Origin of the sequence: Prosthecobacter vanneervenii, assembly GCF_014203095.1 — a bacterium.
GTDB lineage: Bacteria > Verrucomicrobiota > Verrucomicrobiia > Verrucomicrobiales > Verrucomicrobiaceae > Prosthecobacter > Prosthecobacter vanneervenii.
The window spans coordinates 46,129-60,771 of sequence record NZ_JACHIG010000006.1; the positions used below are offsets into that span (position 1 = coordinate 46,129).

A 14,643-nucleotide genomic window follows, 5' to 3' on the forward strand; every position below is an offset into this window, starting at 1 on the left:
ACCAATCCTGATACTCAGCTCGCACCGATGCCGCGGATCACGGCGGGGAGGGTCTGCGCGAGGATCTGCAGGTCCAGCCAGAGGGACCAGTTGTCGATATACTTGAGATCCAGCGCCACCCACTCCTCAAAGTTCTTGATGCCGTTGCGGCCCGTGATCTGCCAGAGGCAGGTCAGCCCGGGCTTCACGCTAAGGCGGCGGCGCTGGGCATGCTTTTCGATGCGCTGGATTTCGTATACCGGCAGAGGTCGCGGCCCTACCAGACTCATCTCGCCGCGCAGCACATTGATGAGCTGCGGCAGTTCGTCGATGCTGGTGCGGCGCAGCCAGCGGCCAAAGGCGAAGATGCGTGGATCGTTGGTGATCTTGAACACGGGGCCGGCCATTTCATTATGCGCCTCCAGTTCGCCACGTTTGGCCTCGGCTCCCTGGTGCATGGTGCGGAATTTCCACATGGTGAAGGGCTTGCCGTAGAGGCCTGCGCGCTCCTGTTTGAAGAAGACTGGCCCGCGAGAACCCATTCGAATGCCGATGACCGCGACGAGCCACAGAGGCAGGGAGAGCAGCAGCAGGATGAGCGCCCCCACGCGGTCCACGATGCCTTTGAAAAGCAGCTCCCAGGAGGCCTGCGGCGTGGAATGGAAGACCAGCATGAGGCGGCCGCCCAGCACATCAAAAGTGGGCCGTGCGATGGCGGTCTGGAAGAAATCCGCCGCAATCCACGCCTCAACGCCTTCCATCTCACAGGCCTGCACGGCTTCCTCGATCTTGCTGAAATGCACATGCTGAGCGGCAAAAAGCACGCGGCTGATGCTGTGCTCGTGCAGAGCAGCGACGAGATCTGAAATGGGACGCTGCATGATGTCGATCTGTCCCAGCACCTCCACTTCGGCACGCTGCTCGGTGGTCATGCCAGTCATGAAGGATTCGATGTCCGCCTGTGCGCCAGCGATGAGCACGCGCTCGCGGCCTTTCCCAGAGGCCATCTGCCGCCGGATGATATCCCGCTGCCAGGATTCGCGCAGCAGCAGGGCGAGCGCACCGAGCGCCACGGAGAAGACCACCACCGCACGGCTTTCCACCGCCCATTTGAAGAACACAATGCAGAAGGCGATGCACATGCCGATGATGGTCAGTGCCTCGATCAGCTGGCGGATGGAGCGCCCGAGCGTCTTGTTGTGGATGTTTGAGTAAAAGCCGCGAGCTTCCAGCACGATAGGAGTGAAGGGGGCCACTACAGCCACCACCCAGTAAAATTTGTCCATCGCCGGGATGGTCACCGCGTCAGGGAAAAACACTGGAACCAAGTCTGCACGCAGGAAGTGACCAAACCACAGGCAGAAAGCCAGCAAGGCGCTGTCGAGCAGTTCAGTAAGCTGCAAATTGATTTCTTGCTTCCGGCCCAGCATAATGGCGCGTAGAACGATAAAACTTCTTTACATTTATTAAAAATATACTCCGCCTAGTCAATGGCTCAACTCGTTTCCTCTAAAAACCTGCTTTTCTCCACCAAGCCCCTCGCGGTTGGAGTGGTGTCTGATGCGGCTGCCTTGGAGCATCTGCTCTCTCTGGACAATGCCGCCCGTGCCAACCTGTGCGATCTGGCCGAACTGCGTCTCGATCAGCTGAAGGTGCCCGCAGATGAGCTGCGCGCCGCCTTGGCTGGAAACAGCCTGCCGTTGCTGCTGACGGCCCGTCACCCCGCCGAGGGAGGTCAGGGGCCTGAGGACCCCAAGGCCCGCGCGGCGATGATAGAACCCCTGCTGGATCTGGCCACGCTGATCGATCTGGAGCTGCGCAGCGCCGCGCAGATGCAGGGCACCATCCAGAAGGCGCGGGCCGCCGGTGTGCCGGTGGTGGGCTCCTTCCATGACTTTCAGGCCACGCCCGCCGACGAGGTGCTGCGTGGGGCGGTGAACTTCGCCCAGCAGGCCGGGGTGGATGCCGTCAAAATAGCCACCTACCTGAACTCCCAGGACGATCTGGCGCGCCTCATGAAGCTGGCAGGGGAGACCCACCGCCTGCGGCTCTCCGCCATGGGCATGGGGCCGTGGGGGCGTGTTTCACGTCTGGTGCTGGCTAAATGTGGCAGCCTCTTGAATTACGGCTTTATTGGTGTCTCAAATGCTCCTGGCCAGTGGCCTGTCGCCCGCCTGAAGGAACTCCTCGCTGAACTTTAAAATTTGAAATGATCTTCCGCTGCCAGCCCCCCTATCTCCGCCGCGCCATGCTGGCCGGCCTTTTCTGCGCATCTATCACCGGCTGCGACGATCCCAAACGTGAGCAGCAGTTGCAGTGGCGCGAGGAGGAGGTGGAGGCTAAGTCGGCTGCCATCTCCAAGCGGGAGAAGGAATTTGCCGCCGAGAAGCAGATGCTCGCCCAGGCCAAGGCGGACATCGCCGCGCGTGAGGCCGCTGTGGAGCAGCTGAAGAAAAAGCTCGAGACGCAGTTGGCCGATGAGATCGAAAAGACCAAGAAAGTCCGTCGCGAAATCGAGATCAAAAACCTGCGTGGCTCCATCCCCCAGATCACCGCAGGGCGCTGCATTGTCATCGATCCTGAAACAGACGACGTGCTTTTTGAAAAGAACCCCGACCAACGTGGCGCCATTGCCAGCACCACAAAGATCATGACCGGCCTGCTCGTCGTCGAGGCGGGGGATCTGGACAAGGTGGTCACGGTGGAGCTTGCGGATACGCAGTGTGCCCCGGTGCGTATCGGCCTCAAGGTGGGCGAGCAGTACACGCGCCGCCAGCTCTTGACCGCCATGCTGGTGAAAAGCTCCAACGACATCGCGCAGGCGCTGGCGCGTGACAACGCTGGCAGCGTGGCCGCCTTTGCCCAGAAGATGGATGATCGCGCACGTCAGCTCGGTCTGCAAAACACCCATTTCGTCAATCCGCACGGACTTCCATCTCTCACTGACGAAGATCCCTACTCGACCGCGCGAGATCTGGCAGTGATCGCCAAGGCGGCTGACAAGCTGCCGGACATTCGAGCCATCGTGAAGCTGCAGAGCTACAAGTTTGTGAAGCCGGATGGCAAATCCATTGACCTGGCCAACACCAACCGCGTGCTGCGCACCGCCAGCTACTGCGATGGGATGAAGACTGGCTTTACCGAAGCCGCCGGCTACTGCCTCGTGGCCACCGGAGAGCGCAATGGCCGCCGCCGAATTGTAGTCATTCTCAACGACAGCCACGAGGGTGTCTGGCGTGACGCGCAGGCGCTGCTGGACTGGGCACTGAAGGCGTGAAATAAGAATCACGACTTGCCTGTTTCATGGCTTCCCGGCATCATCGCCGCCTCCGACCATGAAACTGCACACCCTTCTGCTTGCCACCCTCTGTGTTGCCACCGCCAGCTTTGCTGACGAGGCCAAGAATCTTGCCATCGACCCCAAGCCCCGTGAAGGCGGCTGGGTGAAACGCCACGAGAGCTTCAACGAAATCTCCAAGAAGGGCGAGGCCCAGCTGGTGTTTCTGGGAGACTCCATCACTCAGGGCTGGGAAGGCAATGGCAAGGAAGTCTGGGCCAAGACCTGGGCACCTCACAAGGCTGCCAATTTCGGCATCGGAGGCGACCGCACCGAGCACGTGATCTGGCGCCTGCAGAACGGCAACTTTGACGGCCTGAATCCCAAGCTCATCGTGCTCATGATCGGCACCAACAACACCGGCCATCAGGGCCGCCCGGCCAAGGAGCATGGCAACGTGGCCTATGTCAGCAGCGCTGAGCAGACCGCCGAGGGGGTGAAGATGATCCTCGACATCCTGGGCAAAAAAATGCCACAGACCAAGGTGCTGCTGCTGGGCATCTTCCCCCGTGGAGCCACCAAGGACGATCCGATGCGCAAGCAGAACGCCGCCACCAACAACCTCATCTCCGGCTTTGCTGACGGCAAACGCATCTCCTACATGGACATTGGCAGCACCTTCCTGCAGCCAGACGGCACCCTGCCCAAGGAGATCATGCCCGACCTGCTCCATCTCAACGCCAAAGGTTACCAGCTCTGGGCCGATGCCATCGAGAGCAAGGTCAAAGAACTCATGAAGTAAACATAACAAAGGAAAGCGGGGACTGGGTGTCCCCGCTTTTTCTTTTTCCCACGCCCTGCGCAATTCACTCGCCTTGCTGTCCGTTCTTTTTTCCGAACCATGAAATACACTCTCATTCCTCTGCTGCTCACTGCGGCCGCGTCATTCGCCCAGATGGCTGACCAGGCCACACCGGCGGACAAGGTTAAAATAGCGAAAGGCTTCAAGGTGGAGCTTCTCTACTCCGTGCCCAAGGAGCAGGAAGGCTCCTGGGTATCCATGACGCAGGATGACAAAGGCCGCATGATTTGCAGCGATCAGTATGGCGCGCTCTACCGCATCACTCCGCCGGCGCTGAATGGCAGCCCTAGGGAAACCAAGGTGGAAAAGCTGGCCGTGGATTTCGGGCACTGCCAGGGGCTGCTCTACCATGCGGGAGCGCTTTACGGTGTGGTGAATGACGAAGCCTATCAGGGCCGCGGCCTCTACCGCTGCAAGGACACGAATGGGGATGACCAGTTTGACACGGTGGAGCAGCTTCGCTCCTTCCCCGGTAAAGCCGGCGAGCATGGCCCTCATGGCGTGATTGCCTCCCAAGACGGCAAGAGCCTCTATGTGATGTGTGGCAACCAGACGCCTGAACCAAGCTGCGAGACGAGCAGGGTGCCGCGCCACTGGGCTGAAGACCAGCTTTACCCCATGTTGCTCGGCCGTGGCTTTATGCGTGATGTGCTGGCTCCCGGCGGCTGGATGGCCAAGACGGATCTCGATGGCAAGAAGTGGGAGCTGGTGAACACAGGCACCCGCAACACCTACGACATCGCCATGAATCATAAGGGCGACATCTTTGGCTTTGATGCGGACATGGAGTGGGACACCGGCATGCCTTGGTACCGCCCCACCCGTGTGTGCTTCATGCAGAGCGGTGGCGAATTCGGCTGGCGCACCTGCAGCAAGAAATGGCCCGTACGCTGGGAGGACAGCCTGCCGCCTGTGGTGGATATCGGCCCAGGCTCGCCCACGGGTGTGGCGTTTGGCTATGGAGCCAAGTTTCCCGCCAAGTATCAGGAGGCGCTTTACATCTGCGACTGGAGCTATGGCAAAATGTATGCCGTGCATCTTTCACCCAACGGCGGTGGTTATACTGGAGTTGCCGAGGAGTTTATGAGCGCCTCGCCGCTGCCGCTGACGGACATCGAAGTCTCGAAAAAGGACGGGGCCATGTATGTGAGTGTGGGCGGTCGCAAGGTGCAGTCCGGACTCTACCGCGTGACTTATACGGGTAATGACTCCTTGACCCCTGCAGTGCAGCCTGAAGAAAAGCCGCTGGTCCGCTCCGGACTCGAAGCATTTCACGGCACACAAGATCCCAAAGCTGTTGAGGCTGCCTGGCCGCATCTTGCCTCTTCAGACCGCAGTCTTCGTTTCGCAGCCCGCATCGCGCTGGAGCATCAGCCAATCGCCACGTGGAAAGACAAGGCGCTGGGCGAATCCAATCCGCGTGCTGCTCTGACGGCGCTCATGGCATTGGCGCGCAGCAGTGGTGGAGACAAGGCGCTGCAGCAGCCCATCCTGGCCGCGCTCAACAAGATCGACTTCAAAGCGCTGAAGGGCCTCGACCGTGTGACATTGATCCGTGATTACATGCTGGCCTTTACCCGCATGGGCGAGCCGGATGCAGCGACGAAGGAGGCTCTGGTCAAGCACCTGAGCCCGCTCTTTCCCACCAATGATCCTGCCCTGAACCGTGATCTCTGCGAGGTGCTCGTCTATCTGGGAGACTCCAGCATCGTGGCCAAAGCCGAGCCGCTGGTGAATGGCTCTCCCACCCAAGAGGAGCAGATCGACTACGCACGTATCCTTCGCTTTGCCAAAGCTGGCTGGACGAAGGAGCTGCGAGCCGACTACTTCAACTGGTTCCTGCGTGCGGCGAACTATAAAGGTGGTGCCTCATTTGACCTCTTCATTGGCGAGATCAAGACCAATGCCCTCTCCACGATGTCTGAGGAGGAAAAGCTGGCCATCAAGGATGTGCTGGATGCCAAGCCGGAGGCCAAGGCTCCGACCTTTACGGCCAAGCCGATGCAGTTCGTGAAAGCCTGGACGCTGGAGGAGCTGAGCAAGTCGCTCGGCGTCGGGCTGGAGGGCAACCGCAACTTTGCCAACGGCCGCAACATGTTTGGGGCTGCCACCTGCTTTGCCTGCCATCGCTTCAACAATGAAGGAGGTGCCGTGGGGCCGGACCTGACCAGTGTGGCCGGCAAGTACAGCCCGCGCGATCTGCTGGAGCATATCCTCAACCCGAGCAAGGAGATCAGCGACCAGTACGGCAGCACAGTCTTCACTTTGCAGGATGGAAGCACGGTGGTGGGCCGAATCGCCAACATGAAGGAAAACACCATGATGGTTTGCACCAACATGATGGACCCCAACAACTTTACCAATGTCGATGCCCGCAAGGTGGTGAAAACGGAGGAGAGCAAGATCAGCATGATGCCCATGGGGCTTCTCTTCATGCTCAAGGAAGATGATATCCTCGATCTGCTGGCTTATCTTCTCAGCAAGGGCAATCCTGAGGATCCCATGTTTGCCAAGTAAGCGGCAATGCTAATCTGAAAAACAAAAGCTCCAGTTCTTCCGAACTGGAGCTTTTTTGTTATCTACGATGAAAGTCGTAGCAGGAAATTACTTGGCCTTTTTATCAGCGGGGGTTTCGCCCTTCTGCTTGGCCCAGCGCTTGCGCTGAGCATCAGCGATCTTTTTGCGGGCGGCGGCGGACATTTCGCGCTTCTTGCGGGCAGGTTTGGCCTCAGAAGATCCGGCAGAAAAAGAACCGCCAAGCAGGCTGGCCAGTTCCTGCTGCATAGATTCGATTTTTTCCTGCAGCTTGGCGGCGCGGCGCAGTTGGGAGGAGGAGAGCATGATTTTTTTTAATTGTTGGATTGCAAAGGCTTGTTTATAAAAGGCTTAGCATGAAGTCAAGTAAAGAACATATAGTCAAATGCCTATTACATAAGCATTTAGAGTGCTTTGTCATAGATACTTTGGAAGACTTCAGATGAGTTAGGATCAATAACAGTGATGCCGTCTTTCCCGAAACGTGCTGTGACTGTGGCGCCTTTGCCCTCCTGCATGTATTTCCAGTTCAGGTCCCTTACACGGGCTGCTGCATCCACAATGGCACAGGTAATTCGAGCTTCTTCAGCGGTAGGATAGAGCTCCGCCACAGCATCCCGCGATTCCTTGGCAAACTTGACCCGGCAGATAGCGACCAGGCCGACTGTGAGACTATCCACACCATATCCGATGTAGCCTTTGCTGCCGTCCGGGCGGAGTACTTCGCGGGTAAAGTGGTTGTTGCTGGTGCGGGAGCCGCCGCCTTGATTCCACCAGCGGAATCCACGGTACTGCTGGTCGCTTTCCACCTTGCCGTCTGCGCCTACGATCTCGTGGCCCTGATTGACCGGGCCTTCAAAGTCGGCGGGCGTCACCCAGTTGTTGTGGAAGTTGATAGACATGCCGTTGTCGAAGTCCACGCGCACCTGAACGGCGTCGAAGGCGTTGATGCCGTCGCGTACCAGACGCTTTTTCTGACCCACGGCGGTGAGGGAGACGGGCTTGCTCTTGTAGTAGCTCCAGATGAGGTCCGTCCAATGCGGGCCCACATAGCTGAAGGGGTCGCTGCTTTCCACCCACTTGAAGGTGCTGGTGCTGACCTCGAGCGGCTCTTCAAGATAGGCGGTGCCGTAGAGCGGTGCGCCGATGCGGTTCTGAATGTCATCACGGATGCGCAGGTGGTCCGGGTCGTAGCGCTTGTGCATGTCCACGGCCACGATCAGGTTTTTGGCCTTGGCTGCCTCGATGATCTCGTCGGACTCCTGAATGGAGAGGCACATGGGCTTCTCCGTCAGCACGTGTACGCCTCTGGCCAGGGCGGCGAGGATGGGCTGGGTGTGCAAGTGGTCAGGCGTGGCCACAGCCATCACATCCAGATCGGGGAAGGCGGCCAGGATGTCGTTCCAAGGTTCATCGCCGTGGAATGCCTGTGGCTCGTGTCCGGTGATATCCTTGAAGGCGGCGGCGGCTTTGCGGGCGGATTTCTCGCTGCGGGTGGCCACAGCCACGAGGTCAAACTTCACTCCGGCGAGTTCGCGGGAGTATTTGTCCAGTCCCACGCGGGCGAGCTGGCCGGCGATGCCAAAGCGCTGAAGGTCTGCGTAAGCACGTGCGTGCACATCTCCGCCGAACATGCCGGCGCCGACAAGGGCGATCTTGATGGTGGGTTCCATGGTTGCCTCATGGAAGGCGGAGCCGGGCGGCATGCAACAGGCCATGTTGATACATCAGTGCCGGGTTCCTGTGTTTTGGTGAGGTTGGCAGGCTCCCCGTTGGGCGGTCTTGAGGTTTCCAACACGGCATGCTGTCGTTCCGCATCCGCTGGTGTTGGAATTCGAGCCAATGGTGACGTTGGCGGCGGGCCAAAGGACCGAACCTGCAGCGATGGTCAGACCGAGCTTGCCGTGTGCCAGGGGGGCTGCACACGACAGCTCCGAGCTGGCGATACTCTGAGATTCCGCATCGAGATGAACGGCGATAGACAACACTGGGGGCTGAGGGCCACTCATCATAGCCCAGCATACGCAAGGGCGGTCGTTGATAACAGCCCGGCTTTCGGCTACATAATACTGCCGACGTGCCTGACTGAAGGTTCTGATAGCCTCCCTCCTCCAGCTAATACTTCAATGCCTGAATACCACAGCGATTCACTGGTGCCCCCAAAGCATGGGGTGATCTCCCCCTTCGCGATGCTGACTTGGTTTTCCATCGTCGCGGTGTTTATCGGAGTCATTTCCATGGTTGCCCTCAAGTTTGACTTCTCCCGCCTGCGCGGATCAGACCACTGGATCGGCAAGGCCCGGCAGGCCATTTCCGCCAAAGACTGGCCGGCTGCCGTCGAGGCTCTGAGACATGTGAATGCTAAGGATCAGGACAAGGCTGAGTATCTGCGTGTGGTGGCAGACTTTCTGGAAGGTGCCCGTGTAGAGCCAGCATTGCTGGACAGTACTTTGGACAAACTGGATGCAAAAGGATTAATGCAGCCTGTGGATTATCTTTGGCGGTCAAGAATGCGTTTGGCTGTGGGCAATGTAGCTGCAGCTCGCAGAGCACTGGAGAGTATTCCTGCGGCGAAACGTGAAACCGTGGAGTACATGAGGCTCAACATCGAGACTCTCAAAGAGGAAGGTCACATGCGTGAAGCCAAGATGGAAGAACATCACATGGCGCAGATGTTTCCGGGCAATCCGGAGGTGATTTTGCTCCAAGCCTCCGCCGACCTGCAGGCATCGTTTCCAGAGCTGCAAACTGCCGCCATGGAGAAGCTCTGGAAGCTTGCCGGAGAAAAGGGTGAATATGGGCAAAAAGCCATTGTGCTTCTTGGTAAGTCAAAGCTCACCTTGAACGAGGCCAGGCGTCTGCTCGAGCTTGCTGACAAGTCTGGCGTTGGCACCACGGATAAGCTGCAAATTGTTTCGATGATCCTGCGGCTTGATCCAGAACAGCGCGAAGTCATTCTGAAGAAAGCAGTCGATCAATATCGTCAGGATGGTGCCCAGACGGCCGTGCAACTGGCTTTGTGGCTCGCGCAAGAGAAGGAACATCGACGAGCTATGGAACTCGTCATGTCTGCTCCTGCGGTCTCCAAGGAAGCTTTGATGCGTTCACCGGAGGTTTTTACCATGACTATCCAGGGCTTGGCTGCGGAAAGCCGATGGAAAGAAATGCTGGCTCTGATTCCGAAAGGTAAAAAACTGCCGGTAGCCAATGGGCTGGCATGTACATGGCGGGCTCTGGCGGCCAGCCATCTCAATCCATCCGATGCACTGGAGCCGAGGGCTCATTTGGAAGAGGCCTTTCGGGAGGCAAAGATCAGCAAAGATGTTTTTGTGTTGAACCTGGTGGCCCGAATGGCGGAGGAGGGGAACATGTCTGATCTGGCCTTTCAAGCTTATCAGTTTCTGGCGGCTCCTGAGTTTGGGCGTGAATTCGAGATGATGGACAAATGCTGGAAAATGGCTGAAATCCTCAAAGATTCCGGGCAACTTTTGAGAGTCGCCGAACGGCTTGTGAGCCTTCGACCAGCGAATCAAATTCTTGCCCAGAGATACGACTATCTTCGGTTATTGAGGGGGGAGCAGATTGAAACCACCCTTCTGACCGCGGCCAAGAACGATCTGGGAAACAGGCCCGGCAATGTTTATGAACTGCTTTGTGCTCTGAAAGCTTATCGTCTCAATGACAAGGCTCAAGTCGCTGCCAATCTCTGCAGAATCAAAACATTAGAGGGATTTACGCTGGGGGAAAGGGCTGTGTGTGCCGGATTGCTTGCTTTCCAAGGGGATCAAATTCGTGCCTTTCCAATCGCTGAAAAAGTACCGTCTCAGGTGTTGCTGCCAGAAGAAGAAGTACTTTTGAAGCTGGCGTTTTGATGTGAGAGTGTTTGCATCCTAAATTCTATGGCGGTTAGGATAGATGCTTTTTTATTATTTGGTTGGCTCAGCATCCAAGGGGACGCTCGCTGTGCTGTTACGGCGCCTAAAAATTTCAGCTCAAAGCAAGCGCCTGTGAAAATGTGAACGTGCTGTCAAATGGCATAACTAAGTCTGTTTGAAAATCTGCACATTTAGTCATACAGCGGGGAATTGTGCGTAATCGATTCAATAACCTGCTGCCTGATATCAAAAAAGCGGCTGCATAGCAGCCGCTTTCAGTAAATTCAAATCTGTGGCTATCGCTTAGAGCCTTCTACGACGAATCAGGAAAGCTCCTGCACCAGCGAAGATGAGAAACATGCGTGAAGGTTCAGGAGCGACTGAGATAGACTGGAGCTGAACAGCGCCTGTTGGAGCACTGAAAAGAGCGGTGAGTGCTGCATTACTTGTTTGGAAGCTGCCGGCCAAATATGTTCCTCCCAGAGAGGCCTTGGCTTGTTCAATATCTATCGATGTGCTTGTAAGATTTGTGCCTGGAAAATTCCAGCTGGAATTTGTTGTTGAGGGTTCGTAAAAAATAGCCTGCTGCGTTGCAGAGCCTACAGTTGCTGCGTTTAGCGCCCAAAGATAAATCTGGTGACCCAAACTAGCTCCAGACAAACTTGGAGTGGAGGTGAGAGTGAATGAACCTGCAACCCCAGTTCCAGTGCCTACTGTGGTGTCAGCAACGGAAACCCATGAAGAAGTCAGTGTGCTCATGTTACCTGAAGCTACAGCGGTTGAGATTGCCGAATCCGTGATTGTGAAGTATCCAAGGCGAACAAGACTGCCTTGCGCTAGAGCTGCACCACTTGCATCTGCCAAACCTACGGTGTTCTGGGCCCCCCAGTTAATTGTCGCTGCATGCGAACTAGCCGCGAAGACTAGTGCGCTACTAACTAAAAATAGAAACTTTTTCATTGTTTAATTTCAGTTGTTGTCTGATTAAGACCAATAGAAGTCAGTTGAAACTTGCTGGATGTTGCGGGGCGACCCAGTTGAATCCAGTGCCGCTGCCACCAATGCGATTCACAAAAATTGCCGCCCCCGCAGGAATGGGAGTAGAGCTAGCGTCTGCGGATGCGGAAGAGAACGAGCGCCATCCGGTGCCACCCAAGCCAGATGTCTTATAGTAGTATGTGTCGTAGCCAGAGGCACCTGGGTTCCAAATCAGGATTTGATCTGCTGTAGTGGATGTGCCGCCAGCGACTCCGGTTGATGAGTTGCCAGTGTACAATCCTGAGCTAGCCAAGGTCATTGAAGTTGCGTAAACATTTCCGAGGAGGGTGTAACCTGAAGGCACAGGAATAACGCTCTGACCTGTTTTGACAGATCCAGTAATTGTGATCGATGTTGCGTTGGATTGATTGCGAACAATAATGAAACCGTCATCTGGGTAGAGAACAGTGCCACTGGCATCGGTAGATGTGGAATTGAATGACCTCCAGCCTGTTCCGCCTAAGCCTGCTGTCTTGTAGTAATAAGTTGTGTAGCCTTGAGTGGATGAGTTCCAAACAAGCACTTGGTCTGCCGTGGTGGAAGTGCCTCCGGTGAGTCCATTCTGATTGGTAGCACCGAAAACACCTGCGATAGTCCAATGTGGGCGGATTCTATACGTCGCACCGGCTGATATCCCAGCAAGCAGAGGCTGGCTCAATGTCAGGGACTGAGTGGCGGCAGTTGTGCCAATGATGTCGTAGGTGGTTCCTGCACCGGTGCCAGAGGTGATTTCTACGTAGTGCGTGATTTGGCCACTTGCTCCGTTGTAAGCATTGTCTGCCCAAGTGGCGCTTGCATCAACGAGAGTTGAAGATCCTCCCACAGATGAGGTTGTGGACTGATAAGCCACCGCGTTATACATTCCCAAAGTTGCAAACGTGTATGCGGGCTGCCCAGAGCCGCCATTGCCAGCTACGCTAATGGTTGTGAATCCGACAGGATCTGTCGATACCTGTGCCTGCAGTGCTCCTGCCGCGAGTGAAAGGGCGAGTAGGGAAATGTGAAGCTTCTTCATGGCAATATTAGGCATGTATAATCAAAAGGCGCGTCGGGGGATAGCAAAAAAATCAATTTTTTGGCGAGGCTGTGCGATGGGAACAACTGCTTATACCCACGGGACGCACAGGCGTTACAGGAAATGTGTGACAAAGTTTTCCATGAGGCGTTCAGTTCTTAAAAAGAGGCTGAATTTATCACATTTGAGAAATTTGGTGCGGGGAGTGGTCGTCGGTTCGGGCTTTCTTGTTTGCAGGGAGCGGGCCAGGACACAAAAAAGCGCGGGAGTCTTGCGACTCCCGCGCTGGGTAGATCAGGGTGTGATCTGGATCTCTGGCTGCTTATTCAGCGGCGGCTTCCTTTTTCTTGGAGGCGGCCTTCTTTTTGGCAGGGGCCTTTTTCTTGGCCGGAGCGGCAGCTTCTTCCGCAGGAGCGGGTTCGGCGGCGGCTTCAGGGGCGGGGGCTTCGGCAGCCTTGGGCGCGTAGGCGTCCACCCACTCGATGTAGGCCATCGGGGCGGAGTCGGTGCGGCGCTGGCCGAGCTTGGTGATGCGGGTGTAGCCACCGACGCGGTCCTTGGAGGCCACGGCGATCTCTTCGAAGAGCTTCTTCACCATGTCTTTGTGACGCAGTGAGGAGAGGGCGGTGCGGCGGGCATGCAGGGTGCCGCGCTTGCCGAGGGTGACGAGCTTCTCCGCGTAGGGGCGGAGAGCCTTGGCCTTGGCGAGCGTGGTGCGGATGCGGCGATGCTCGATGAGGGAGCAGGTGAGATTCATGAGCAGCGCGTCGCGGTGGTCCTGCTTGCGCTGAAGTTTGACGATTTTTCTTCCGTGTTTCATGTCCTAAATTTACTTCTAAAAATTCTTGCTGTTGTGTGTGATTACTCGTCTTCGTCGTCGGCGTCGGGCAGGTGGCTGTCCACCAGCTTGCTGAAGTCGAGGGAATCGGCTTCTTCATCGTCGTCGCTGATCATGCTGCTGCGGGCCAGGAGGGAGACACCGCCAGGGGTGGCCTCAAGCAGCGCAGGGTCGAACTTCATGCCGAGAGACAGGCCCAGCTCGGCGAGCTTTTCCTTGATCTCGGTGAGGGACTTCTTGCCGAAGTTGCGGTAGCGGAGCATTTCGCCCTCGGTCTTCATGGCCAGCTGGCCCACGCTCGTGATGTTGGCGTTGTTCAGGCAGTTGGCGGCGCGGACAGAGAGTTCGATCTCGTTGACGCTCATGTTCAGGAGCTTGCGCAACTCGCTGTTTTCCTCGCTCTGGGCTTCCGGCGCAGCTTCGAACTCGATGGCCTTGTCGTCGTAGTTGACGAACACGTCCAGGTGGTGGCGCAGGATGGCGGCAGACTGCAGGAGGGCATCCTGCGGTGTGATGCGTCCGTCCGTCCAGATGTCGAGCACCAGCTTGTCGTAGTCGGTGTTCTGGCCCACACGGGTGTTTTCCACAGCGTACTTCACGCGGGTGACAGGGCTGTAGATGGAGTCGATCGGGATGACGCCGATGGGGGTGTCGGGGCGCTTGTTTTCTTCCCAGGTGGAGAAGCCGCGACCGACGCGAACTTCAAATTCGCACTCAAACTTGGTCTTGCGGTCGAGGGTGCAGATCACGAGGTCCTTGTTGATGACTTCGTAGTGGTTGTCGTCCTTGATGTCTCCGGCGGTCACGGGGCCTTCTTTTTCCACCAGGATGGAGAGTAGGCGGGGCTCCTTGGCATCGCTGTGGTGCTTGAAGCGGACCTTCTTGAGGTTCAGGATGATCTGGACCACGTCTTCGAGGACACCCGGAAGGGTGGTGAATTCGTGCTCAGCACCGCGGATTTTCACGGAGGTGATGGCGGCGCCTTCCAGGGAGGAGAGGAGCACGCGGCGGAGGGAGTTGCCAATGGTGTGACCGTAGCCTTTGTCGAAGGGCTCGGCACTGAACTGGGCGTAGGTTTCGGTAGCCGTGGCCTCGTTTTTCACCAGGCGGTTGGGCATCTCGAATCGGGCAAGACGTACTGACATGTATTTGAGTTTAGGTAAGTGCCGGGTTACCTCCGGGCGAGAACCCTGCACATCTCGAAGAGAGGCAGGCGCGGAGACC

At 57.0% G+C, this 14,643-nt stretch carries 12 protein-coding genes; 5 read left to right on the forward strand and 7 right to left on the reverse strand.

Annotated elements, in window-relative coordinates:
* Nucleotides 1-14: 14 nt before the first annotated feature.
* A complete protein-coding gene (locus tag HNQ65_RS14525) occupies nucleotides 15-1,382 on the reverse strand; it encodes a sugar transferase (protein ID WP_246438272.1) in 1,368 nt (455 codons plus the stop codon).
* 87 nt (nucleotides 1,383-1,469) lie between these two features.
* Between HNQ65_RS14525 and HNQ65_RS14530 the strand changes: the two genes are divergently transcribed.
* From HNQ65_RS14530 to HNQ65_RS14545, 4 genes are all read left to right on the forward strand, one after another.
* Nucleotides 1,470-2,180, forward strand: a complete 711-nt coding sequence (locus tag HNQ65_RS14530) for a type I 3-dehydroquinate dehydratase (RefSeq protein ID WP_184340301.1) — start codon at nucleotides 1,470-1,472, stop codon at nucleotides 2,178-2,180.
* Nucleotides 2,181-2,188: 8 nt separating this feature from the next.
* On the forward strand, nucleotides 2,189-3,256 hold the full coding sequence (locus HNQ65_RS14535) for a D-alanyl-D-alanine carboxypeptidase family protein (RefSeq protein WP_184340302.1): 1,068 nt from the start codon (nucleotides 2,189-2,191) through the stop codon (nucleotides 3,254-3,256).
* A 58-nt stretch (nucleotides 3,257-3,314) separates the two neighbouring features.
* A complete protein-coding gene (locus HNQ65_RS14540) occupies nucleotides 3,315-4,058 on the forward strand; it encodes a platelet-activating factor acetylhydrolase IB subunit (protein WP_184340303.1) in 744 nt (247 codons plus the stop codon).
* A gap of 99 nt (nucleotides 4,059-4,157) precedes the next feature.
* Nucleotides 4,158-6,635: a c-type cytochrome gene (locus HNQ65_RS14545; protein ID WP_184340304.1), complete on the forward strand. Its 2,478-nt coding sequence runs from the start codon at nucleotides 4,158-4,160 to the stop codon at nucleotides 6,633-6,635.
* Between the two features lie 87 nt (nucleotides 6,636-6,722).
* Here the strand turns inward: HNQ65_RS14545 and HNQ65_RS14550 are convergent, their stop codons facing one another.
* Nucleotides 6,723-6,959 carry a hypothetical protein gene (locus HNQ65_RS14550; protein WP_184340305.1) on the reverse strand — a complete coding sequence of 79 codons (237 nt, stop codon included), beginning with the start codon at nucleotides 6,957-6,959 and terminating at the stop codon, nucleotides 6,723-6,725.
* A 98-nt stretch (nucleotides 6,960-7,057) separates the two neighbouring features.
* A complete protein-coding gene (locus tag HNQ65_RS14555; protein WP_184340306.1) occupies nucleotides 7,058-8,326 on the reverse strand; it encodes a Gfo/Idh/MocA family protein in 1,269 nt (422 codons plus the stop codon).
* A gap of 453 nt (nucleotides 8,327-8,779) precedes the next feature.
* Between HNQ65_RS14555 and HNQ65_RS14560 the strand changes: the two genes are divergently transcribed.
* A complete protein-coding gene (locus tag HNQ65_RS14560) occupies nucleotides 8,780-10,525 on the forward strand; it encodes a hypothetical protein (protein ID WP_184340307.1) in 1,746 nt (581 codons plus the stop codon).
* A gap of 306 nt (nucleotides 10,526-10,831) precedes the next feature.
* Here the strand turns inward: HNQ65_RS14560 and HNQ65_RS14565 are convergent, their stop codons facing one another.
* The 4 genes from HNQ65_RS14565 to HNQ65_RS14580 all read right to left on the reverse strand — a co-directional run bounded on the left by HNQ65_RS14565 (nucleotide 10,832) and on the right by HNQ65_RS14580 (nucleotide 14,564).
* The gene (locus HNQ65_RS14565) at nucleotides 10,832-11,488 is read right to left on the reverse strand and encodes a PEP-CTERM sorting domain-containing protein (protein WP_184340308.1); all 657 of its coding nucleotides are present in this window, start codon (nucleotides 11,486-11,488) and stop codon (nucleotides 10,832-10,834) included.
* A gap of 40 nt (nucleotides 11,489-11,528) precedes the next feature.
* A complete protein-coding gene (locus tag HNQ65_RS14570) occupies nucleotides 11,529-12,581 on the reverse strand; it encodes a TIGR02597 family protein (protein ID WP_184340309.1) in 1,053 nt (350 codons plus the stop codon).
* 322 nt (nucleotides 12,582-12,903) lie between these two features.
* On the reverse strand, nucleotides 12,904-13,401 hold the full coding sequence (rplQ, locus tag HNQ65_RS14575) for a 50S ribosomal protein L17 (protein WP_184340310.1): 498 nt from the start codon (nucleotides 13,399-13,401) through the stop codon (nucleotides 12,904-12,906).
* 41 nt (nucleotides 13,402-13,442) lie between these two features.
* Nucleotides 13,443-14,564: a DNA-directed RNA polymerase subunit alpha gene (locus HNQ65_RS14580; RefSeq protein ID WP_184340311.1), complete on the reverse strand. Its 1,122-nt coding sequence runs from the start codon at nucleotides 14,562-14,564 to the stop codon at nucleotides 13,443-13,445.
* Nucleotides 14,565-14,643: the final 79 nt, after the last annotated feature.

What these genes read in the sequence shown, in the direction of transcription:
- HNQ65_RS14535 (WP_184340302.1), top strand. Translation starts at nt 2,189, where the DNA reads ATGATCTTCCGCTGCCAGCCCCCCTATCTCCGCCGCGCCATGCTGGCC.
- HNQ65_RS14550 (WP_184340305.1), bottom strand. Translation starts at nt 6,959, where the DNA reads ATGCTCTCCTCCTCCCAACTGCGCCGCGCCGCCAAGCTGCAGGAAAAA.
- rplQ (WP_184340310.1), bottom strand. Translation starts at nt 13,401, where the DNA reads ATGAAACACGGAAGAAAAATCGTCAAACTTCAGCGCAAGCAGGACCAC.
- HNQ65_RS14540 (WP_184340303.1), top strand. Translation starts at nt 3,315, where the DNA reads ATGAAACTGCACACCCTTCTGCTTGCCACCCTCTGTGTTGCCACCGCC.
- HNQ65_RS14555 (WP_184340306.1), bottom strand. Translation starts at nt 8,326, where the DNA reads ATGGAACCCACCATCAAGATCGCCCTTGTCGGCGCCGGCATGTTCGGC.
- HNQ65_RS14570 (WP_184340309.1), bottom strand. Translation starts at nt 12,581, where the DNA reads ATGAAGAAGCTTCACATTTCCCTACTCGCCCTTTCACTCGCGGCAGGA.
- HNQ65_RS14545 (WP_184340304.1), top strand. Translation starts at nt 4,158, where the DNA reads ATGAAATACACTCTCATTCCTCTGCTGCTCACTGCGGCCGCGTCATTC.
- HNQ65_RS14530 (WP_184340301.1), top strand. Translation starts at nt 1,470, where the DNA reads ATGGCTCAACTCGTTTCCTCTAAAAACCTGCTTTTCTCCACCAAGCCC.
- HNQ65_RS14560 (WP_184340307.1), top strand. Translation starts at nt 8,780, where the DNA reads ATGCCTGAATACCACAGCGATTCACTGGTGCCCCCAAAGCATGGGGTG.
- HNQ65_RS14565 (WP_184340308.1), bottom strand. Translation starts at nt 11,488, where the DNA reads ATGAAAAAGTTTCTATTTTTAGTTAGTAGCGCACTAGTCTTCGCGGCT.
- HNQ65_RS14580 (WP_184340311.1), bottom strand. Translation starts at nt 14,564, where the DNA reads ATGTCAGTACGTCTTGCCCGATTCGAGATGCCCAACCGCCTGGTGAAA.